We start from the raw sequence: 24,058 nt of genomic DNA on the forward strand, positions 1-24,058 counted from the left end.
GCAGTTCGAATCTGCCCAGACCCACCAATTTCCAGTGGTAACGGCCGGTAGTAGAATACGGGGCCATAGCTCAGCTGGGAGAGCGCCTGCCTTGCACGCAGGAGGTCAGCGGTTCGATCCCGCTTGGCTCCACCACCATCCTCTGTTCGAAAGCTTAGAAATGAGCATTCCTTCACACTGAAGCGGAATGTTGATTTCTGGTCTTTTCCAGAATCGTTCTTTAAAAATTTGGGTATGTGATAGAAAGATAGACTGATCGACCAGTTTCACTGCTGGTAGGATCAGGCTAAGGTAAAATTTGTGAGTTGCTCGAAAGAGCGAATGCGAATTTTCGGCGAATGTTGTCTTCACAACCGTAATCCCAAGATTGCTTGGGGTTATATGGTCAAGTGAATAAGCGCATACGGTGGATGCCTTGGCAGTCAGAGGCGATGAAAGACGTGGTAGCCTGCGATAAGCTTCGGGGAGTCGGCAAACAGACTTTGATCCGGAGATCTCTGAATGGGGGAACCCACTCAGCACAAGCTGAGTATCTTGTACTGAATCCATAGGTGCAAGAGGCGAACCAGGGGAACTGAAACATCTAAGTACCCTGAGGAAAAGAAATCAACCGAGATTCCCTTAGTAGTGGCGAGCGAACGGGGACCAGCCCTTAAGTTGACTTGAGATTAGCGGAACGCTCTGGAAAGTGCGGCCATAGTGGGTGATAGCCCTGTACGCGAAAATCCCTTGTCAATGAAATCGAGTAGGACGGAGCACGAGAAACTTTGTCTGAATATGGGGGGACCATCCTCCAAGGCTAAATACTACTGACTGACCGATAGTGAACCAGTACCGTGAGGGAAAGGCGAAAAGAACCCCGGAGAGGGGAGTGAAATAGAACCTGAAACCGTATGCGTACAAGCAGTGGGAGCAGACTTGTTCTGTGACTGCGTACCTTTTGTATAATGGGTCAGCGACTTATATTCAGTGGCGAGCTTAACCGAATAGGGGAGGCGTAGCGAAAGCGAGTCTTAATAGGGCGTTTAGTCGCTGGGTATAGACCCGAAACCGGGCGATCTATCCATGGGCAGGTTGAAGGTTAGGTAACACTGACTGGAGGACCGAACCGACTACCGTTGAAAAGTTAGCGGATGACCTGTGGATCGGAGTGAAAGGCTAATCAAGCTCGGAGATAGCTGGTTCTCCTCGAAAGCTATTTAGGTAGCGCCTCATGTATCACTGCTGGGGGTAGAGCACTGTTTCGGCTAGGGGGTCATCCCGACTTACCAAACCGATGCAAACTCCGAATACCAGCAAGTGCCGAGCATGGGAGACACACGGCGGGTGCTAACGTCCGTCGTGAAAAGGGAAACAACCCAGACCGTCAGCTAAGGTCCCAAAGTTATGGTTAAGTGGGAAACGATGTGGGAAGGCTTAGACAGCTAGGAGGTTGGCTTAGAAGCAGCCACCCTTTAAAGAAAGCGTAATAGCTCACTAGTCGAGTCGGCCTGCGCGGAAGATGTAACGGGGCTCAAACCATACACCGAAGCTACGGGTGTCACGCAAGTGACGCGGTAGAGGAGCGTTCTGTAAGCCTGTGAAGGTGAGTTGAGAAGCTCGCTGGAGGTATCAGAAGTGCGAATGCTGACATGAGTAACGACAATGCGAGTGAAAAACTCGCACGCCGAAAAACCAAGGTTTCCTGCGCAACGTTAATCGACGCAGGGTTAGTCGGTCCCTAAGGCGAGGCTGAAAAGCGTAGTCGATGGAAAACAGGTTAATATTCCTGTACTTCTGGTTACTGCGATGGAGGGACGGAGAAGGCTAGGCCAGCTTGGCGTTGGTTGTCCAAGTTTAAGGTGGTAGGCTGGGATCTTAGGTAAATCCGGGATCCCAAGGCCGAGAGCTGATGACGAGTGCCCTCGGGCACGAAGTGGTCGATGCCATGCTTCCAGGAAAAGCTTCTAAGCTTCAGGTAACCAGGAACCGTACCCCAAACCGACACAGGTGGTTGGGTAGAGAATACCAAGGCGCTTGAGAGAACTCGGGTGAAGGAACTAGGCAAAATGGCACCGTAACTTCGGGAGAAGGTGCGCCGGCGAAGGTGAAGGGCTTGCCCCGTAAGCCTATGCCGGTCGAAGATACCAGGCCGCTGCGACTGTTTATTAAAAACACAGCACTCTGCAAACACGAAAGTGGACGTATAGGGTGTGACGCCTGCCCGGTGCCGGAAGGTTAATTGATGGGGTTAGCGCAAGCGAAGCTCTTGATCGAAGCCCCGGTAAACGGCGGCCGTAACTATAACGGTCCTAAGGTAGCGAAATTCCTTGTCGGGTAAGTTCCGACCTGCACGAATGGCGTAACGATGGCGGCGCTGTCTCCACCCGAGACTCAGTGAAATTGAAATCGCTGTGAAGATGCAGTGTATCCGCGGCTAGACGGAAAGACCCCGTGAACCTTTACTATAGCTTTGCACTGGACTTTGAGCTTGCTTGTGTAGGATAGGTGGGAGGCTTTGAAGCGTGGACGCCAGTCTGCGTGGAGCCATCCTTGAAATACCACCCTGGCAACCTTGAGGTTCTAACTCAGGTCCGTTATCCGGATCGAGGACAGTGTATGGTGGGTAGTTTGACTGGGGCGGTCTCCTCCCAAAGAGTAACGGAGGAGTACGAAGGTGCGCTCAGACCGGTCGGAAATCGGTCGTAGAGTATAAAGGCAAAAGCGCGCTTGACTGCGAGACAGACACGTCGAGCAGGTACGAAAGTAGGTCTTAGTGATCCGGTGGTTCTGTATGGAAGGGCCATCGCTCAACGGATAAAAGGTACTCCGGGGATAACAGGCTGATACCGCCCAAGAGTTCATATCGACGGCGGTGTTTGGCACCTCGATGTCGGCTCATCACATCCTGGGGCTGAAGCCGGTCCCAAGGGTATGGCTGTTCGCCATTTAAAGTGGTACGCGAGCTGGGTTTAGAACGTCGTGAGACAGTTCGGTCCCTATCTGCCGTGGACGTTTGAGATTTGAGAGGGGCTGCTCCTAGTACGAGAGGACCGGAGTGGACGAACCTCTGGTGTTCCGGTTGTCACGCCAGTGGCATTGCCGGGTAGCTATGTTCGGAAGAGATAACCGCTGAAAGCATCTAAGCGGGAAACTTGCCTCAAGATGAGATCTCACTGGAGCCTCGAGCTCCCTGAAGGGCCGTCGAAGACTACGACGTTGATAGGTGGGGTGTGTAAGCGCTGTGAGGCGTTGAGCTAACCCATACTAATTGCCCGTGAGGCTTGACCATATAACACCCAAGCAATCTGCCCAAGGGCAGAACGCGAAGGCAACACCGAAAGTTCGCCATCACAACTACACATACCCAGATTCGCTGCACCGTGCAAACGAGGCAGCTACCGAATTTCTTGACGACCATAGAGCGTTGGAACCACCTGATCCCATCCCGAACTCAGCAGTGAAACGACGCATCGCCGATGGTAGTGTGGGGCTTCCCCATGTGAGAGTAGGTCATCGTCAAGATTCATTCCCAAAACCCCTGGTCGCACAGCGATCAGGGGTTTTGTCTTTAGTAGAAGTATCAAGATTCCGCCGGGGCGCCATAGGCGAAACGGCCACCGAATTTCTTGACGACCATAGAGCATTGGAACCACCTGATCCCATCCCGAACTCAGCAGTGAAACGATGCATCGCCGATGGTAGTGTGGGGCTTCCCCATGTGAGAGTAGGTCATCGTCAAGATTCATTCCCAAAACCCCTGGTCGCATCGCGATCAGGGGTTTTGTCTTTCAAGGGCTTGGTTATTCAGGTTGATTCATGCTTGAAGAACAAGCATAAAACTCTCTAACCCCCTCAAGGCTAGGGTCTTGGCTAGCAATTCCAGATGTTCTGCCTGAGCGCTACCTTTTCATGGCAGTATCTGCGAAACCTTGAGGAACCTTGGCGACTGGCCTCGCGCCGTCAAACGGAACCGCGAGCGCGCGAGGAGAGGAGATGTCGGCCCTGGGCGGGCCGAAACGGGGCGGGAAGACGAAGCAATTGCCTGAAGGGCACCAAGGGCGTAGGTGCCCGATTACGTAGCCTGGCCTTGCGCCAGGAAGCGAGTGATGGCTTCGATACCGCGTTGCAGGTGCTCGGTCAGCGCGCCGACACAGCGCTCGGTATCCCCGGCCCGCGCTGCGGCGGCCAGGGCTCGGTGATCGTCCTGCGACACTTTACCCAACCCCATGGCCTTGAGATTGAAGCGCAGGAAACGCTCTTCTTCGTCCAGCCCGGTTTCCACCAAGGTCATCAGGCGGCGGTTAGGGGCTCTACGATAGAGCACCAAGTGAAACTGTTTATTCAGCTCGCCCATCGCGGAGTAATCCGCTTCAGCTTCCATGCGTTCGATCAAGGCATCGGCTTCGTCAAGGTCACTTTCAGTGAGCCTCGGTACAGACTGTCGTAGGGCTTCGGATTCAAGAAGTATCCGCAGCTCGTAGGTTTCGGTGGCGTCCCAGGTAATCAATGGGGCAACGACCGCGCCTTTGTGTTGTTCAACGGCCAAAAGGCCCTGGGCTTCAAGTTGGCGTAGCGCTTCGCGCACCGGCATGCGGCTGACGCCGAACATGGTGGCCAGCTCCTGTTGCCGCACTGCCGTGCCGGTTGGCAGGCGACCTTCGAGAATAGCGATGCGCAGGCGTTCCTGGATGATGGAGCGAGCAAGGTGGGCAGGCAACTGTTCGGCCGCCAGCACAACGCTCAAGGCGCTGGGTTTTCTAGGCACTTTGACTACCTTGATAGATGTGAAACCGCATATTGTTGTCACCCAAATCTCGGTGCGAGGCGTGTCCTGCCACCTGAACGCCGGAATTCCTTTCGGTGGGCTGGGCCACACCGGCGTATCGGCATGGAGCTTACGTCCTTTGATCGTCGTTTTCAGCACTTATCCGTTGTGGGGCGGTACCTTCCTCGATCTTGTGCTGAGTTGTTTCGTGAGAGTCGACGCACTGATTGCAGGTTGCGATTGTTTTTTACCGGCGCTACCCGCACCATGCTGCGCCTCACACCGCGCCTCGAGCTTGCCAACGTGCTGAAGGTGACCTTAGCGAAGACCAGGCTGCGCCGCTTCCTGTTTGCGCTGACGCTGAGCCTTGGCTTAATCGGCGTGTTGCAGGCGGACTGGGATTTTACTCTTATCGGTCGACGGGCCCAGGCCTTGTACGGCCCGCTGGGTGCCGGCCAGCAACGGATCGATGCTTGGCAAAAGCTGTTGGCGACCCAACAGCAGGTCCCTGAAGCGCAGCGGTTGAAGGTGGTCAACCTGTTCTTCAACCACCAGATGCAGTACCGCGAAGATATCGACCTCTGGAGAGAAGTGGATTACTGGGCCACGCCTGTGCAGTCGCTCTGGAAAGGCGCCGGCGATTGCGAAGACTATGCCATCGCCAAGTACTTCAGCCTGCGCCATCTGGGCGTATCCGGCGATAAATTACGCATCACTTACGTCAAGGCCTTGCGACAGAATCGCGCCCACATGGTGTTGACCTACTACGCCAGCCCGAACGCCATGCCGCTGGTTCTGGACAGCCTGATGGATGACATCCTGCCAGCCAGCCAGCGCAGCGACTTGCTTCCTGTCTATGCCTTCAATGCCGAAGGGCTTTGGCTGACCGGCCAGGCAGGCAACAAGCGGGTAGGTGACACCAAACGCCTGTCGCGCTGGCAGGACGTGCTCAAGAAAATGACCGCCGAAGGCTTTCCGGCTGACCCTACTGACTAATCAGGAGCCCTGATGTCTCTGTTCAAGCAATTACTGTTGGCCATCTGCCTATTCCTGGTGGTGGCATTCGGCGGGAGCTTCATGGTCAGCCTGGAGAGCTCCCGAGCTCAGTACGTCAATCAACTGCGTTCCCACGCACAGGATGCCGCCACGGCCCTGGCGTTGTCCCTGACGCCCAATATCGATGACCCGGCGATGGTCGAGCTGATGGTGACGTCCATCTTCGATAGCGGCTACTACGCCAGCATCCGCGTGATCGACCTGGCGGACAACAAGGTGATGGTCGAGCGCAGCGCGGAGCCCGACAGCAGTGGCGTTCCGCATTGGTTCATTCGCTTGATCGGGCTGGAAGCCGCGGGTGGGGACGCTATCGTCAGCCGGGGATGGCAGCAGGCGGCACGGGTCGAGGTGGTCAGCCATCCCATGTTCGCCCTGGCCAAGCTATGGGAAAGCGCCCTAGGCAGTTTGGGATGGCTGCTGCTGTGTGGCGCTATCAGTGCCTTGCTGGGGGCTTTGCTGCTCAAGCGCCAGTTGCGCCCGCTGGACTATATGGTCGAGCAATCCCATGCCATTGCCCGGCGTGAATTCCTCAGCCTGCCGGAGCTGCCGCGCACGCCTGAGTTGCGGCGTGTGGTACAGGCCATGAATCAGATGGTGGAAAAGCTCAAGGCATTGTTCATGGAACAGGCTGAACGCAGTGAGCGGTTGAGGGAAGAATCCTATCAAGACAGCCTTACCGGGCTGGCAAACCGGCGTTATTTCGACATGCAGCTCCAGGCGCGCGTCAGTCATGCTGAAGAAAACAGGCCTGGTTACCTATTGCTGCTGCGGGTCAATGACCTGGCCGGCTTGAACCTGCGCTTGGGCGCCGCCGCCGCCGATACGCTGCTCAAGGAAGTCGCAGCGATGCTCGCGCGCCTGTGCGCCCGTCATCCAGAAACCGCCAACCTGATTTGCCGCAGCCGAGGGGGCGAGTTTTCGGTACTGGCGCCTGGGCTAACGCTCGATGAGGCTCACCAGTTGGCGCAAGCATTGGATACCGCCTTGCACAGCCTCTATGAAACAGGCGCTTCGGACATGTATCCGGTGGCCTGGATGGGGCTGGCACCCTATACAGCGGGCGAAGCGCCTCAGGACCTGCTCAAGCTCGCCGACCAGGCCCTGGCCCAGGCTGAAGGCTCGGGAGATGGGCACTGGGTGTGCCTTGACCAGCCCAGCGTTCGGCAGGTCGGCGATGATCACCATGCCTGGCATCAATTGCTGGACCAGGCGCTGGAGGGGCATGGCCTACAGCTGTTCTTCCAGCCCGTTATCCATGCCCAGACAGGCAATACTTTGCACCACAAGGTGCTTTCCAGGGTATTGGACGCCCATGGCGCGGCGATTCCGGCGGGGCGCTTCCTGCCCTGGATCGAGCGCTTCGGCTGGTCCGCTCGCCTGGATATCACGGTGCTCCGGTTAGTACTGACGCATTTGCAAGCCCGCCCGGGCGTGCTGGCGCTCAACCTTTCGGCGGCTACCCTGGATGACACCCAGGCGCTGAATCGCATTTTCGATCTATTGACCGCCCACTCAGCGCTTGGGCCGCGGTTGATCTTCGAAATCGGCGAAGAGCAATTACCTCAGCAACAAGTGCTGGAGCAGGTCACCCGCCGCTTGCATGCGCTGGGCTTTGGCCTGGCACTGCAGCATTTCGGCGGGCGCTTCAGCATGATCGGCAACCTGTCCCGGTTGGGCCTGGCGTACCTGAAGGTCGATGGCAGCTATATCAGGGCCATCGATCAGGAAAACCACAAGCGGCTGTTCATCGAGGCGATTCAACGGGCGGCCCATAGTATCGACCTGCCGTTGATTGCCGAACGTGTAGAAACCGAGGGCGAGCTGGCGGTCATCCGGCATATGGGCCTGGAAGGCGTCCAGGGGCGGCTGGTGGGCGAGCCAGGCCCATGGCAAGAGGCTTGAGTTCAGGGCCCAAGCATCGAAGGCCCTGCTGTGAGGTGAGCTGGCGCCCGAGGGAGCCAGCTTCGCTAGTCAACGCTTCCATAGCCGGGTGCGCTGGCTTTACCGCTCTTGCAGCGCCTCGGCCTTGGCCCGCAGGATAGGCTTGAGCAAGTAACTGAGGATGCTCTTGTGGCCGGTGATGATATCCACCGAGGCCACCATGCCTGGAATGATCAGCAGGGGCTTGTCGTCCGTGCCCAGATGGTTGCGATCAGTACGCAGGCGGATCAGGTAGTAGGTCTGTTTCTTGTCTTCATCGGTGATGGTGTCGGCGCCAATCTGAACCAGTTCGCCCTTGAGCCCGCCATAGATGGTGTAGTCATAAGCGGTGAACTTGATCATGGCCTCCTGGCCGGGATGCAGGAAAGCGATGTCCTGCGGACGTATCTTCGCTTCCACCACCAAGGTATCGTCCAGAGGCACGATCTCCACAATATCGCTACCGGGCTGGATCACGCCGCCGACAGTATTGACCAGCACCTGCTTGATCACCCCGCGCACTGGCGAAGACACCATGGTCCGGCTGACACGGTCTTCCAACCCTTTGGCCGTGGCGGTGTACTTGTTGAGATCTGTGCGCGCTTCGTTGAGCTGGGTAAGAGCGTCGCTGCGGAATTTGCCCCGGGTTTCATCGATCTTTCGCTGTACTTCCGAGATAGCCGCCTGGGCGCGGGGGATGGCCAGGGAAGTGGCATCCAATTGCCCGCGGGTTTCGACCTCGGAACGCTTCAGGCGCAGCACCTCCACAGGCGAAACCGCGCCTTGCTTGACCAGGGGTTCAGACATGCCGATCTCCTGACGCAGCAATGCGAGGCTGTTACGGTATTGTTCCTGCTTGGAGGCGAACTCGCGCAATTCCTGTTGCTTCTGGGTCAGTTGGGCCTGCAGCCCACCGATTTCATCGGCCAGTTGCTGTCGTCGGCTGCGATACAGCTGTTCTTCATCCGCCGCCTGGCGGGGGGCCGACTTGCGCAACGTGTCGGAGATATTGAGCGGCCGATCTTCCACTTCGGCGCTCAGGCGCTCTACCCGCAGGGCCATGCCGATGCGGTCGGCCTCGGTTTCCCCCACATTGGAGGCGAAGCGGGTATCGTCCAGGCGGATAAGCGGCGTGCCGGCTTCCACGATCTGCCCTTCCTTGACGTAGATTTCAGCAACGATGCCCCCTTCCAGGTTCTGCACCTTCTGGATCTTCGAGGAAGGAATCGCCTTGCCCTCGCCTTTGGTCACTTCGTCGACGATCGCGAAATGAGCCCAGCCTAATAGAAACGCGAAGAACAGGATCACGCCCCAGATGGTCAGGCGCACAATTCGAGGCGCATCGTCGATCAGTGCCTTGTTCACTTCTGGAAGCGGCTGGCCGGAAAGGTTGTCCCGGCCTTTGAAGTAGGCGCCGATACCGCCCTTGTCTATCTTAAGCGACATTGACTTGCCCCTTTTTCAACGCTTCGAGCACCGCGGCTTTCGGGCCGTCGGCGACAATCTGGCCCCGGTCGATGACGATCAGGCGGTCTACCAGGGACAGCAGGGAGGCACGGTGGGTAACCAGGACCACGGTCTTGTCCCCTATCACCGGCTGCAGCCGTTGCTTGAGCCGTTCTTCGCCGCTGTTGTCCATGGCGCTGGTAGGTTCGTCGAGCAGGAGAATCTTTGGGTTGAGCAACAAAGCCCGGGCCAATGCCACGTTCTGGCGCTGTCCCCCGGAGAGGTTCTGCCCGCGTTCACCGACCTGCATCTCATAGCCTTGGGGGTGCAGCCTGGCGAATTCATGCACACCGCTGAGTTCGGCGGCCTGCAGCACCATTTCGTCCTCGACGTAGCGCGCGCCGGATACCAGGTTGTCCCGCAAGGTACCCGCCAGCAGCTGGATGTCCTGTGGCACGTAGCCAATGTTGTGGCGCAGTTCGCTCACGTCGATCTGGCGAATGTCCATGCCATCGATCAACAGCGCGCCTTCATCGGCCTCGTAGAGGCCTACGATCAGCTTGGCCAGGGAGCTCTTGCCCGAGCCGCTACGGCCAATGATGCCGATCTTCTCGCCTGGGCGAATGCTCAGGTTGATATTGCGCAAGGCCACGTTCTGCTGGTTGGGGTAGGTGAAGCCCAGGTTGCGAAACTCCACGGCCCCTTGCAGTACCGGACGGCTCAGGGGCCGTTCCTCGAAGTTGCGCTCCTGCGGCAGGTCCATCATCTGGTTGACCGACACCATGGTCACCTTGGTCTGCTGGTAGCGGGTCAGCAGGCCCGAGAGCTGGGCGAGGGGCCCCAGGGCGCGGGTATTGAGCATGTAGCAGGCAATCAGGCCGCCCATGCTCAGGTTGCCATCGATGATCTGATACACCCCGAAGATGATCATGGCCACGCCGGCCAGTTGCTGGATCATCAAGGTCAGGTTCATCGCCAGGCTGGACAGCACCTTCACCCGCAGTTCCAGGCGGCTGAGGGTGCCGATGGTTTGTTCCCATTGGTACTGCCGCTCGCTCTCGGCGTTGTTCACCTTGATGCCGTCGAGGCCCGCGAGGGTTTCGATCAGCGCCGATTGCCGTTCCGACGCCAGCGCCATGGTGCGCTCCAGGGTAGCGGTCAGAGGCTTCTGCAGCACATGGCCCAGCCCTAGCGCCAATGGGAAGGCAACGATGGGAATCCACACCAGGTGCCCGCCGAGAATGGCGATTACGAGAAGAATGAGTACCGTAAAGGGCAAGTCGATCAGGCTGGTGAGGGTCAGCGAGGTCAGGAAGTCCCGCATACCCTGGAATTCATGGATGTTCTGGGCATAGCTACCCACCCGGGCGGGGCGCATCTTCATGGCCATGCCCACGACACGCTCGAACAGCGTGGCGGAAATGATCAGGTCAGTCTTTTTTCCCGCCAGGTCCAGGCACAGGCCACGCAGGCCCTTGAGCAGCAGGTCGAACAGGTAGGCGCCGGTAATACCCGCGGCCAGTACCCAAAGGGTCGCCGTGGCCTGGTTGGGAACTACACGGTCGTAGACGTTCATCACGAACAGGGGGGCGGCCATGGCGATCAGGTTGATCACCAGGCTGGCGGCGATGGCGTCCATGTACAGCCAGCGGGACCGCTTGAGCGTGTCCTTGAACCACGACTGGGCCCTGGGGATGAGCGAACCGTGGTTGACGTCGAACTTGTGTTGCGGCTGGGCGAAAAAGACCCGGCCGCTGTAGTCTTCCTCTAGCAGCTCGCGACTCACCCGGGTTTCGCCGCCATCGCTTTCGCTCAGCAGCACCCGTGCTTGCTCGCCTTCCCAGCCTAACAGCACGGCGCTACGGTTGTCTTTCAACAGCAGCAGCACGGGCATGGCGATGGCGGGAATCTGTTCCAGCTTCCGGGTCAGCAGGCGACCCTGGAGGCCAGCGCGGGCCGCTGCCCGGGCCAGCAAGGCCGGTGAAAGACGCTGATCCGGCAAAGGCAGGCCCGTGGTGAGCATGGCCCGGCTGGCCGGCTTCTGATGCAGATAACAAAGCGACAACAGCCCATCGAGCAGCGGGTCGTCATGCAGGCTGCGTGGATCATGAGTGGGTAGGTTTCGACCGGCTTCTGATTCCACGCTGCGCTCTCTGATTTTTAAATTACGGGGATTGGTCAAGAATCAATTCATGCCGGGCAGTTTAACCTCCGGCTTGAGGTCCTGTTGTACAACCGATGCCAGCGGGGCGAGCACGGCCTGGCTGAACCGCGTCGGGTGCGCTATGCATACCCGACCGCTTCGCTTCGCATGCGGCTGGGCGATCGGCCTTTGGCTCTAGGCAGTGTGCAAATACCGGCGCCTGCTCCGCCAGGCAAGGCTCGGATTGCAGGTGCGCCTGGTTGGCCCCACCAGCGTACAGGTTGGAGGTCATGCGTGCCACGGCCGAGCAAGCGTTGTGATGGCCTTCTCCAGCGCTGATGTTGTTGTCGGCATTGCGTGACAGTTCTACATCGAATTTCGGATGGAGCGACGAACGGGTACCGAATACCGCTTCGCGGTCGGCTTGGTCCGAGCGCCGCGCCGGCCCGTCTGCCACCAGTCCTTCCCAGTCTTGAGCCAGACACGGTTGCGCTTGATCCAAATCCGCGTTGCGGCCTGGCTCGCGAGCCGTGCGCAGGTTGCTCTGAGCAGAATTTCGCTGGTGGTTCTTAAGATTCTCCTCCGGCGGCCGAACATATTCGCAACGGATCAGCCCATCTGGGTAAACCTGGACAACGGTCACTGCAGTGCGCTCGAAGGCGCTGACAACAAATAGGCGCTCCTCCCTGCCTGAGGCTGAGCATGGGCCTCAGGCGCATGCTTAATGGCACCGGACAAAGTGCCTCTCTGAGCGAAGCTGATACCGAAGGCCATGGGAAGTGAGGCGGGGAAGTACGAACGCATCGCAAGAAATACCGAAAGTCCTTTGAAAACAATGACTCTGACAAGCGTATAAGGCTGTGGAAGTCGCAGCCGAAGCGCGCAAGCGTCTGCTGGTGCAAGAGGAAAAGGAAGTGCACACAGTGAAGGCGGTTTGCCATGAAATATCAATGTGACATTACTCAGCGGATTGTTTAGGATGCCACACAATAGGTCAATAGTTTGTCGGTTAGTTAGCTTCCTATAAGTAGCGTCATAAAACCGACGCAGATTAGAAATTCTTTTTATACCTTACGCTCCCCTCTGAAATGTAGGGCTTTTTTGCCCACACGTCGTACGGAAGCGACCAGATCGGTACCCCCGGAGAAGCTTCATGAGCAGTGTCGTCGCCATCGTAAAAAGCATTGTTGGCCAGGTCGTCGCGGTTTCACCGGAGGGCATCCGTCGGGTGCTTGTGGAGGGGGATCGGCTGTTCGCGGGGGAGGTGGTGGAAACCGGCGCGTCTGGTGCGGTAACCCTGTCTTTGAACGATGGCCGTACACTGGATATAGGGCGTGAAAGCCAGTGGAGCGCCAGCGCGCCGGACACGATGCGCGCCGCAGAAGATGTTGCGCAGCAAGCACCTTCGGTCGCTGAGCTACAGAAAGCCATCGCCGCGGGCGCAGACCCTACCACCGAACTGGAAGCTACCGCGGCGGGCGAAACCGGCGTGGATACTGGCGGCTCAGGTGGCGGCAGCCACAGCTTCGTTTTGCTGGAAGAGACTGCAGGCGAGGTAGACCCAACGGTGGGCTTCGAGACTGCAGGGCTGTCGTCCGGTGACAGCATCGCTGCTGAACAGACCAGCCCGACTGACAGTCCGACCATCGTGGCGGGTGATACCGCGACTCTGAACGAAGATGATGTCGCGACCGGTAATGTGCTGGCCAACGACAGCGATGCTGATAACGCATTGAGCGTTACCAGTTATACCGTGGCGGGGGTCACGGGTACGTTCGTGGCTGGGCAAGTCGCTACGATCCAGGGTGTAGGTACCATCACGATCGCCACCAATGGTGATTACGCTTTCACCCCAGTGGCTAACTGGAACGGTACGGTTCCACAGATTACCTACACGACCGATACCGGCGTGAGCGGGTCGCTAGATATTGTTGTTAACCCTGTCAACGATGCGCCTGTTATTACTACGAGCGACGTCGCCAGCTTTGCCGGCGTGGACGAAGACGCTACCGTCTCTGGCCAGTTGACGGCGACGGATGTCGACGCTGGTGCAGTACTAACCTTCAACACCGCGCCAGGCCAATCTGCTGTACCTGGCTTTACCCTGAACACCGATGGTAGCTGGACCCTGGATGCCAGCAATGCGGCCTACCAGCAACTGGCCGTCGGTCAGACCCAGACCATCGCTATCCAGTACGTGGTGACCGATGAGAACAATGCTGCCAGCGTTGCTGAAACGCTGACGCTGACCGTCACCGGCACCAACGATGCGCCAGTTGTCACTACATCCGCTGTGAACAGCGCTGCGGCTGTAGATGAAGACTCCACGGTTAGCGGCCAACTTACTGCCACCGACGTAGATACCGGTGCCCAGCTGAGCTTCGGCCTTGCAGAAAACCAGGCGACTGTACCTGGCTTTACCCTGAACACCGATGGTAGCTGGACCCTGGATGCCAGCAATGCGGCCTACCAGCAACTGGCCGTCGGTCAGACCCAGACCATCGCTATCCAGTACGTGGTGACCGATGAGAACAATGCTGCTAGCGTTGCTGAAACGCTGACGCTGACCGTCACCGGCACCAACGATGCGCCAGTTGTCACTACATCCGCTGTGAACAGCGCTGCGGCTGTAGATGAAGACTCCACGGTTAGCGGCCAACTTACTGCCACCGACGTAGATACCGGTGCCCAGCTGAGCTTCGGCCTTGCAGAAAACCAGGCGACTGTACCTGGCTTTACCCTGAACACCGATGGTAGCTGGACCCTGGATGCCAGCAATGCGGCCTACCAGCAACTGGCTATGGGTCAGACCCAGAATATTGATGTTCAGTACCAAGTGACTGATGAACATGGGGCAAGCAATACAAAAACGCTGAGCCTGACAGTTACCGGCACCAACGACGCCCCGCTGGTGATCAGCAGCACTGCCAATGGTAGTGAAGACAGCCCAGTCATCGTGACTCTCGGTGGCAGCGATGTGGACGGCACCATTGACCACTTCACTATCACTTCGGTCCCGACCGGTGGCGTATTGCTGCGCGATGCCAATGACTCGTCCAGCGTTGTGAAAGTCGGCGACACCATCACCGCGACCGGCAACGGCGCGACTTTGACCTTCGTGCCAAATGCCAACTGGAACGGCAGCACCAGCGTGGTCTACACCGCCACCGACAATCAGGGCGTGACCAGCACCGCCTCCGGCACCGTGACCGTGAACGTCGCGGCGGTGAACGACGCTCCGCTGGTTACCAACAGCACCGCCACCGGCAGTGAAGACAGCCCTGTCACCGTGACCCTGGGTGGCAGCGATGTGGACGGCACCGTCGATCACTTCACCCTCTCCTCGGTCCCGGCCGATGGCGTGCTGCTACGCGATGCCAACGATCCGCTCAGCGTTGTGAAAGTCGGCGACACCATCACTGCGACCGGCAACGGCGCGACTTTGACCTTCGTGCCAAATGCCAACTGGAACGGCAGCACCAGCGTGGTCTACACCGCCACCGACAACCAGGGCGTGACCAGCACCACCTCCGGCACCGTGACCCTGAACGTAGCGGCGGTGAACGACGCTCCGCTGGTTACCAACAGCACCGCCACCGGCAGTGAAGACAGCCCTGTCACCGTGACCCTGGGTGGCAGCGATGTGGACGGCACCGTCGATCACTTCACCATTACCTCGGTCCCGGCCGATGGCGTGCTGCTGCGCGATGCCAATGATTCGTCCAGCGTTGTGAACGTCGGCGACACCATCACTGCGACCGGCAACGGCGCGACTTTGACCTTCGTGCCAAATGCCAACTGGAACGGCAGCACCAGCGTGGTCTACACCGCCACCGACAACCAAGGCGCGACAAGTATCGAGGAAGCTGCCGCAACCATTCAGGTTTCCCCTGTCGATGACGCTAGTGCGCTTGTTGCCGATACGGCTACTCTTGACGAGGACAGCCAAGTTTCAGGAAACCTGCTGAGTAACGATAGCGATGTCGATAACGTCCTAAGCATCAGCTCGCTCAGTATTGCCGGCAAAATCTACGCGGTGGATACCGATATCGACACGGGCGTAGGCACGTTGAAAGTTAATGCCAACGGTAGCTATGTCTTCAAGCCAGCGGCCGATTGGTCGGGCACGGTACCCCAGGTTACCTACACTACGAACACCGGCTCATCTAATACGCTCAACATCAATGTCAACCCCGTCGCCGACGCCCCGAGCCTGTCCATTACGCCAGACAACGTCGTTTCCACGGGGCTGTACAAGCAGACCTGGACCGGCCTGCCCGGTATGGAAGGCAATGGCTGGGGCGCGTCAGCCGCGGCCTTGGTCAGCAGCATTGGCGCGGCCGACCAGAGCGTGGCGCGCCAGATCGTCAATAGCGTGGTCGATGCCGACGTGCCTCAGGGCGTTGCCAGCAAGACTTCGGGCGTTATCTACCTGGAAGCTGGCCACACCTACAGCTTCAGCGGTAGCGTCGATGACAGCATGGCGGTCACCGTAGGCGGCCAGCTGGTCGCTTCAGCGTCCCTGGCGGTTGGCCTCAATGGCAGCTTCACCCCGAGCGTCACTGGTTTCTATACCCTGGATGTATACCAGTACAACCAGGACGGCCCGGGCCGCTACGAAGTACTGATGTCCGTGGATGGCGCTGAGGCTAAGCTGCTTACCAGCGACAACTACCTTATCTACAAGAACATCGCCGACATCACGACCCCTGGCCTGGATGTGGTCCCTCATGTAGACGCCAATGGTGAAGGCTATTACGCCGGCTATGCGTTCAACCATGGGGCTGAAGACTCCACCATCAAGCTAAGCACCATCAACGTAGCGCTGACCGACACTGACGGCTCTGAAAGCATCACCAACGTCACTATCTCGGGCATACCGAGCGGCGCGGTGCTGCAGGACGCCAGTGGGCACAGCTTCACCGCGACCGCCACCAATGGCAGCGCCAACGTAACCGGCTGGGATCTCAGCACCCTGAGCATCACTCCGGCGGCCAACTACAGCGGCACCATTGCCCTGGCTGTCAGCGCCACCTCTACCGAAGGTGCCAATGGCCAGTCGGCAACCAGTACGGCTACGCTCAACGTTACAGTCATTCCCGTGGCAGACGCCGCGGTGATCGTCGATTCACGTACCGTCAGTGGCGATGAAGATACTTCCATTGCCTTGGGCACTGTCGCCAGCTACACCGATAACGATGGCTCCGAAACTCATACCACCGTCATCAGCGGCATCCCGACTGGCGCAACCATTACCGACGGCACACCTGGTCATAGCTATACGGCGGTAGCTGGTGGCGACGGCACCGTGGACGTGAGCAGCTGGAACCTGTCCACTATCAGCTTCAGCGCGGCCAAGGATGCCAGTGGCACCTATACCCTGACAGTAACCGGTACCACCACCGAAGCCGCCAACGGCAGCAAGGCCACCAGCTCCGGCGATATCGTCGTCACCGTGAACCCGGTGACCGACATCCCGACCTTGAGCCTGATTGGCCAGAACACGGTCGCTTCGACCAACTTCCAGGAAGTGAACGCCGGCAGCTACACCACGGTAAACGTAGGCAAGTTGGGCAGCGGCGAATGGCACACTGATAACCAGCCGCAGACCGTGGAAATCGGCTCCGGCAACACCTACGGCGCGAATACCAGCAGCCAGGTCATCGAGCTCGAGCGTAACGGTGGCGATGCCAGCAACCTCTACACCACGGTCAACGCCAAAGCGGGCGCAACCTACACGGTATCGTTCGATTATTCGGCGCGTTCAGGTGCCGAAGGCAGCTCCACGGTCAATGTGTTCTGGGGGGGCAAGCTGATCACCACGCTCTCCGCCAACTCGGCGGGGATGACCCATTACACCCTGAACCTGCCGGTCAGCGCCGATGGCAACGAAAGGCTGGAATTCGTGGCGGCTGACAAGAGCGGCGCGGGCGGCTTGCTCGACAACATTCAGCTGGTGGAAACCCGCAATAGCGGCTTGGAAGACCAGCCGATTCTGTTGTCGAACATCAAGGCTGCGACTACCGACGTCGACGGTTCGGAAACCCTTACGGTCAAGATCAGCAACCTGCCCGAAGGCGCTGTGCTGACCGATGGCACCACTGCACACACCGTGACCGCCAGTGCCAATGGCATTGTCGATATCACTGGCTGGGATATGTCCAGCCTGAAATTCACCGCGCCTGCCAATGCCAGCGGTGACTACACCTTGACCGTGACCGCTACCGCGCAAGACGGCAACGCCGCGCCGCAAAGCGTCAGCCAGGACTTGGTGGTGCACGTCGCGGCCGTGAACGACGCTCCGCTGGTAACCAACAGCACCGCCAACGGCAGTGAAGACAGCCCGGTCATCGTGACCCTGGGTGGCAGCGATGTGGACGGCGCCGTCGATCACTTCACCCTCACCTCGGTCCCGGCCGATGGCGTGCTGCTGCGCGATGCCAACGATCCGCTCAGCGTTGTGAAAGTCGGGGACACCATCGCCGCGACCGGTAACGGCGCCACCCTGACCTTCGTGCCAAACGCCAACTGGAACGGCAGCACCAGCGTGGTCTACACCGCCACCGACAACCAAGGCGCGACCAGCACCACTTCCGGCACCGTGACCGTGAACGTCGCGGCGGTGAACGACGCTCCGTCGATTTCCGATGGTGCGGGTAAAGACGTTGCCAACGGCAGCACCAATAGCGGCGCCCTGGGCAATACCTTCATCGAAACCCCGGCACCGGGGGAAACCCCGCATGCAGGTCAGGGCCCGGCATTGATCGCTCGCGACCTTAGCCTGACCGACGTGGACAGCCCGACGCTCAAGAGCGCGACCGTGGTGTTGACCAATGCCCACGCTGGCGACAGCCTGGCGGTGAATACTGGCACCAGCGGCATCACCGCTTCTATCGTCAAAGGTGTGGATGCCAACGGCAAAGCCATCATTACCCTGAGCCTGAGCGGCGATGCGACCCCGGCCGAGTACCAGGCCGTGATCAACAGCATCACCTTCGACAACAACTCGCAAAACCCAAGCTCGGAAACCCGCAACATCACCATCGCCATTACCGACGACAAGGGCGCGACCACCACTGGCATCTCCCACGTTGCGGTGGTGCCGGAGAATGACGCACCTGTGCTCAGCGGCTCGCCAGCCAGCTTCACTGAAGGCGATTCCGCTACCTCCGTTGTCAATGGACTGGCGATTTCCGACGTGGATAACACCACCCTGACCAAGGCCGTGGTGACCATCAGCGGCCTGGGTGCTGGCGACACTGTCGCCTTCACCGGCACCTTGCCGTCGGGTGTAACCCTGGTCGCCAGCGATGTGGTGAACGGTACCCAGACCTTCACCCTCAGCGGCGCCTCGTCGGTCGGGAACTACCAGGCGTTGATCGACGCCATCCAGTTCTCCAATACCACCGATACCCCGGTGGACGGTGTGCGTACCGTGAGCGTGGCGGTCACCGATGCCGGTGGCGACAACCTGGCACGCGACCCGGCCTTGACCACTGTCTACAACAGCACCTTGACGGTGAATGCGGTCAACGACGCTCCGGTAGCTGCTGGCAACAGCACTGCCACCGGCAGTGAAGACAGCCCGGTCACCGTGACCCTGGGTGGCAGCGATGTGGACGGCACCGTCGATTACTTCACCATTACCTCGGTCCCAGCCGATGGCGTGCTGCTGCGCGATGCCAATGATCCGCTCAGCGTTGTGACAGTCGGCGATACCATCACTGCGACCGGCAACGGCGCTACCCTGACCTTCGTGCCGAACGCCAACTGGAACGGCAGCACCAGCGTGGTCTACACCGCCACTGACAACCAGGGTGCGACCAGCACCAACACTGGCACTGTCGCCATCAGCGTGAAGGCGGTGAATGACGCCCCGGTAATCACCCATACCGACGGCAGCACCAACACCAATAACTTCGGCAACACCTTCATCGAAACCCCAGCGGCGGGCGAAACGCCTCATGCTGGCCAAGGGGTAGCGCTGATCGCTCGGGATCTGAAGCTGACCGACGTGGACAGCCCGACGCTCAAGAGCGCGACCGTGGTGCTGACCAATGCGCACGCTGGCGACAGCCTGGCGGTGAACACCGGCACCAGCGGCATCACCGCCTCCATCGTCGAGGGCGTGGATGCCAACGGCAAAGCCATCATTACCCTGAGCCTGACTGGCGATGCGACCCCGGCCCAATATCAGGCCGTGATCAACAGCATCACCTTCGATAACAATTCGCAGAACCCGAGCTCGGAAACCCGCAACATCACCATCGAAGTGCGTGACGATGCTGGCGCAGCCGCTACGGCCACCTCGCATATCGGCGTGGTGCCGGAAAACGACGCACCTGTCGTCACGGGCTCGTCCGTAAGCTTCACCGAAGGCCAGGCAGCCGTCTCCATCGTCAACGGCCTGACTATTTCCGACGTGGATAACACGACCCTGGCCAAGGCCGTGGTCACCATCAGCGGCCTGGGCGCCGGCGACACTGTCGCCTTCACCGGCACCTTGCCTTCAGGTGTGACCCTGGTCGCCAGCGATGTGGTGAACGGCGCCCAGACCTTCACCCTCAGCGGCACTTCGTCGGTGGGGACCTACCAGGCGCTGATCAACGCCATCCAGTTCTCCAACGGCACCGATACCCCTGTGGACGGTGTGCGTAACGTCACCGTGGCGGTCACTGATGTGGGCGGCAACAACCTGGCCCGCGACCCGGCCCAGACCACCGTCTACAACAGCACCTTGACGGTGAAGGCGGTGGACGACCCTAGCGTACTCAAGGCAGACACCAAGACCATCAATGAAGATGGCCAGGCCAGCGGCAACCTGTTGAGCAACGACAGCGATGCTGACAACGCCCTGAGCATCAGTTCGGTCAGCGTAGGTGGCCAAACCTACGGCATAGGCAAGGATGTCGATGTTGGAGTAGGTACCCTGAAGGTAGCCACCGATGGCACCTACAGCTTCACCCCGACCGCAGACTGGGCCGGCACCGTGCCGGAGGTGACCTACACCACCAACACCGGGGCCAGCAGCACCCTGAAGATCACCGTCAACCCAGTGGTCGACATTCCTGTGGTCAGCGTCGCCAGTGCGAACATCACCTCCACTGGCCTGAACAAGGACACCTGGACGCCAAGCGATCGCTCCAGCCTGGACGTCGGCGGTGGCAACGGCGCCAACACCCAGGTATTAATCAATACCCTGGGCGGCACCAAGGTGGACAGCAGCGCGACCATCCATGGCGTCACCGCCATGGCGTCCAGCAGCAACCTGGCCGCCGGCACCGCGACCAAGATCAGCGGCCTGGTGTACCTGGAAGCGGGCAAGAGCTACAGCTTCAGCGGCAGCGGCGATGACAGCCTGGCGATCCAGCTGGGCGGCACCACCGTGGCCACCGCCAGCTGGGGCAAGAGCTCCGGCGTCGTGAGCAGCGGCAGCTTCACGCCAACTGATACCGGCTACTACACCTTCGAACTGTACCACTACAACCAGAATGGTCCGGGCAACTACGACGTCACCCTGCTGGTCAACGGCGTGTCTACCTCACTGGCAAGCCTGACGACCTTCGGCAGTGTCCAGGACATGACCAACGCGGGCCTGGATGTGTCCAGCCTGCATGGCAGCAATGGCACGGGCTACTATACCGCGACCAGCCTGAACCACGGCCTGGAAGACACCGCCATCAAGCTGGCGCCGATCAGCGTCACCTATGGCGACACCACCGACGGTTCGGAGACCCATGTCACCACCCTCAGCGGCGCGCCAGCTGGCAGCACCCTGAGCGATGGTACCCGTACCGTCACCTTCGACAAGAACGGCTCGGCTGTGGTCGATGGGCTGGACCTGTCCAAGCTGTCGATCACCACCCCGCTGAACTACAACGGCACCTTCACCCTGACCGTCACCGCCACGGCGACCGAGCAGGGCGTGGCCAGCCCGCAAGTGCGCACCGGTACCCTGAGCGTGACCGTCGACGCGGTGAACGACGCGCCGGTGGTCACCCTGACCCCGGGCAGCGGCACCAGCGCTGACGTGACCTACGTGGAGAACGCCGCCGCGACCGCCTTGGTCAAGCAGTTGAGCATCAGCGATGCCGACGGCACCAACACCCTCAAGAGCGCCACCGTGACCCTGAGCAATGCCCAGGCCAACGATGTGCTCAAAGTGGGCACCCTGCCAAGCGGCATCACCGCGACCATCGACACCAGCGTCAGCGGCAAGATCACCGTGACCCTGAGCGGGACCTCGACCCTGGCCAACTATGAAGCGGCCATCAAGGCGATCACCTACGCCAATACCAGCGAAGACCCAAGCGTGGTCGATCGCAGCTATAGCGTGGTGGTCAACGACGGCGGCGCCAGCTCGGTGGCCGCCAGCGGGCAGGTCCATGTCACGGCAGTGAACGATGCCCCCGTGGCGGCCACCGGCTCGGCTTCGACCAATGAAGACACCGCAGTGGTGCTCAAGTGGAGCAACTTCAGCGTCTCCGATGTGGATACCGCAGCGGACAAGCTGAGCGTGCAGGTCACTGCGCCGGCCGCCAACCAGGGCACCTTGCAGTACAAGGACGGCAATACGTGGGTTACCCTGGCCGCAGGCAGCACCCAGTTGATATCGAAGGCTGCCATCGACAGTGGTTATCTGAAATACACGCCGTCCAAGGATGCGTCGGGCACGGTCAACCTGACCTACAAGGCCTACGATGGGGCGGCCTACAGCGCCAGCAGCACGCTGAGCATCAGCGTGGCGCCGGTAGCGGATGCATCTACCCTCAAGGTGGACGGCAGCCAGACCCTGGTCGAAAACAACTCGACCACGCTCAAGCTGGTGGCCAGCACCCCGGATACCGACGGTTCGGAAACCGCCACTGTCACCAAGATTAGCAGCATCCCGGTGGGCGCAACCCTGTCCGACAGCGCTGGCCATAGCTTCACAGCCACCACGGGCAATACCGAAGTGGATGTCAGCCAGTGGACGGTCACCAGCCTGACCTACACCCCGGCGGCCTACCACAACGGCACTGACACCTTGCAGGTCACCACCACCTCCGTGGACGGCACCTCCAGGCTCGACACCGTGACCAGCCTGCCGATCACTGTCACCCCGGCGGTCTACAACCACCAGGACGGCAACGCGGGCGATGGCAGCTCCACCGGCACAGCCAACAACGACATCATGACCGGCGACATATCGGGACAGTTCGTCAAGGGCCAGAACTACAACATCGCGTTCATCGTCGACAGCTCGAGCAGCATGGGCAGCGATGGTGTCTCCGCGGCAGTGAACTCGCTCACCGAAGCGTTCAAGTCGTTGCAGGCCAGTGCCGCCAAGAATGGCGCCGGTACGGTGAACATTCTCTTGGTGGACTTCGACACCAACGTCAAGAAGTCGGTTTCAGTGAACCTGGCCAGCAGCGACGCGTTGTCCAAGTTGACCGATGCACTGAGTTCCATGTCGTCTGGTGGAACGACCAACTACGAAGATGCCTTCAAGACAACGGCCAGCTGGTTCCAGAGCAAGACGGCGCTGGCCAATGCCAACGCTACGAACCTGACCTATTTCATTACCGATGGCGAACCGAACACCTACCAGAATGCCAACCCAACGATTTATACAGCTGATGGCACATCTCATACCTTGGATGAGCTGGTTACCACAGCCAAGTACAGCATCGGTTCTGGGCAGACACTGACGGAGAGGTTTGGCGGCTCCGATCATGTAATCGTCGATAGGTCAGGGAATGTCTTGCAATGGACGTCGGTAAACGGCAAGTGGGTTTCCACAGTCATTGGCAAGATCCATACTGAAGGCAATGGTACTTATGATGTCACCGACACCACAGGAGCAAATACCGGTTTCACAGACGCGGCTACCGCCGACGCCAAGTCTGCCTATGCCGCACTCAAGGCAGTGAGCCCAACGGTCGAAGCCATCGGCCTCAACTCCTCGATCTCGGCTGACAAGCTCAAGCCCTACGACACCGATGGCAAGGTGCAGACCAACGTCGACCCATCGAAGCTGGCGGACGCCATCCTCGGTCACGACGTGGCTACCCCGGCGGGCGCCGACACCCTCAACGGCGAGGCCGGCAACGACATCATCTTCGGGGATGCCATCAAGCTGACGGGTTATTCTAGCGATGGCGTGGAAAACCTGCGTGCCTACGTCTCGGATGTCACCAAGGTCAGCAGCGTGAGCGATTCGGCGCTGCACCAGTACGTGACCGAGCATGTATCGGAAATCGCCAAGCTGACGGACTCGAGCTCTGGTGGCAGCGACACGCTATTGGGCGGCGAAGGCAACGACATCTTCTTCGGTCAAGGTGGTAACGACGTCCTCAACGGAGGGGCCGGCAATGACACACTGGTCGGCGGTAATGGGGCAGATACCTTCGTATGGAACAAAGGCAACACGGGTACGGATACCATTGCCGACTTCAGCACCAGCCAGGGCGATGTCATCGACCTCAGCGACCTGCTGTCCGGCCATGGCAGTGACCTGACCCAGTACCTGCAGGTGGGCAAGGACAGCGATGGCACCGCCACCCTGCTGGTCAGCAGCGCGGGCAAGTTGAGCTCTACCGCCGCGGCGGACACCAACGCGGCGGCGGCGGACGTCACCATCAAGGTCAGCGGCATTGGCTACGATGCGCTCAAGAGCCTGGTGGCCGGCGCGGACAGCCATATCAAGGTCGATCACGCTTGACGCCGAGCCACCCGGGGCTGCCGTCCCGGGTGGCGCTGGTGGT

The 24,058-nt window shown here is 59.6% G+C and carries 6 protein-coding genes, 1 tRNA gene and 3 rRNA genes; 7 read left to right on the plus strand and 3 right to left on the minus strand.

Annotated elements, in window-relative coordinates:
- Positions 1 to 59: 59 nt before the first annotated feature.
- The 4 genes from BN1188_RS01475 (at position 60) to rrf (BN1188_RS01490) (ending at position 3,723) form a co-directional block, all read left to right on the plus strand.
- A tRNA-Ala gene (locus BN1188_RS01475) sits at positions 60 to 135 on the plus strand.
- Positions 136 to 383: 248 nt separating this feature from the next.
- Positions 384 to 3,271, plus strand: a 23S ribosomal RNA gene (locus tag BN1188_RS01480).
- Positions 3,272 to 3,388: 117 nt separating this feature from the next.
- Positions 3,389 to 3,504, plus strand: a 5S ribosomal RNA gene (gene rrf / locus BN1188_RS01485).
- A gap of 103 nt (positions 3,505 to 3,607) precedes the next feature.
- Positions 3,608 to 3,723: ribosomal RNA gene (gene rrf, locus BN1188_RS01490) — 5S ribosomal RNA — on the plus strand.
- 331 nt (positions 3,724 to 4,054) lie between these two features.
- Here rrf (BN1188_RS01490) and BN1188_RS01495 read toward each other — a convergent pair.
- Positions 4,055 to 4,747: a GntR family transcriptional regulator gene (locus BN1188_RS01495; protein ID WP_052469110.1), complete on the minus strand. Its 693-nt coding sequence runs from the start codon at positions 4,745 to 4,747 to the stop codon at positions 4,055 to 4,057.
- A gap of 267 nt (positions 4,748 to 5,014) precedes the next feature.
- Between BN1188_RS01495 and lapG the strand changes: the two genes are divergently transcribed.
- Complete coding sequence (lapG, locus tag BN1188_RS01500) at positions 5,015 to 5,743, plus strand: cysteine protease LapG (RefSeq protein ID WP_052469138.1); 729 nt, start codon at positions 5,015 to 5,017, stop codon at positions 5,741 to 5,743.
- Positions 5,744 to 5,755: 12 nt separating this feature from the next.
- On the plus strand, positions 5,756 to 7,705 hold the full coding sequence (gene lapD / locus BN1188_RS01505) for a cyclic di-GMP receptor LapD (RefSeq protein WP_040259419.1): 1,950 nt from the start codon (positions 5,756 to 5,758) through the stop codon (positions 7,703 to 7,705).
- Between the two features lie 99 nt (positions 7,706 to 7,804).
- Here lapD and BN1188_RS01510 read toward each other — a convergent pair whose 3' ends face one another.
- Positions 7,805 to 9,169 (minus strand): HlyD family type I secretion periplasmic adaptor subunit, encoded by a 1,365-nt coding sequence (locus BN1188_RS01510; protein ID WP_040259420.1) that lies wholly within the window; start codon positions 9,167 to 9,169, stop codon positions 7,805 to 7,807.
- The gene (locus BN1188_RS01515) at positions 9,159 to 11,312 is read right to left on the minus strand and encodes a type I secretion system permease/ATPase (RefSeq protein ID WP_040259421.1); all 2,154 of its coding nucleotides are present in this window, start codon (positions 11,310 to 11,312) and stop codon (positions 9,159 to 9,161) included. Before BN1188_RS01515 ends, BN1188_RS01510 begins: the two co-directional genes overlap by 11 nt.
- 1,153 nt (positions 11,313 to 12,465) lie before the next feature.
- On the opposite strand from BN1188_RS01515, the gene BN1188_RS01525 reads away from it, so the two are divergent.
- Positions 12,466 to 24,015: a retention module-containing protein gene (locus BN1188_RS01525; RefSeq protein ID WP_040259424.1), complete on the plus strand. Its 11,550-nt coding sequence runs from the start codon at positions 12,466 to 12,468 to the stop codon at positions 24,013 to 24,015.
- The last annotated feature ends 43 nt before the right edge of the window (positions 24,016 to 24,058 follow it).

This window comes from Pseudomonas massiliensis (genome assembly GCF_000826105.1).
Lineage (GTDB): Bacteria > Pseudomonadota > Gammaproteobacteria > Pseudomonadales > Pseudomonadaceae > Aquipseudomonas > Aquipseudomonas massiliensis.

Bases quoted from the DNA above. Each gene is read 5' to 3' on its own strand.
- lapG (WP_052469138.1), top strand. From the start codon at position 5,015: ATGCTGCGCCTCACACCGCGCCTCGAGCTTGCCAACGTGCTGAAGGTG.
- lapD (WP_040259419.1), top strand. From the start codon at position 5,756: ATGTCTCTGTTCAAGCAATTACTGTTGGCCATCTGCCTATTCCTGGTG.
- BN1188_RS01510 (WP_040259420.1), bottom strand. From the start codon at position 9,169: ATGTCGCTTAAGATAGACAAGGGCGGTATCGGCGCCTACTTCAAAGGC.
- BN1188_RS01525 (WP_040259424.1), top strand. From the start codon at position 12,466: ATGAGCAGTGTCGTCGCCATCGTAAAAAGCATTGTTGGCCAGGTCGTC.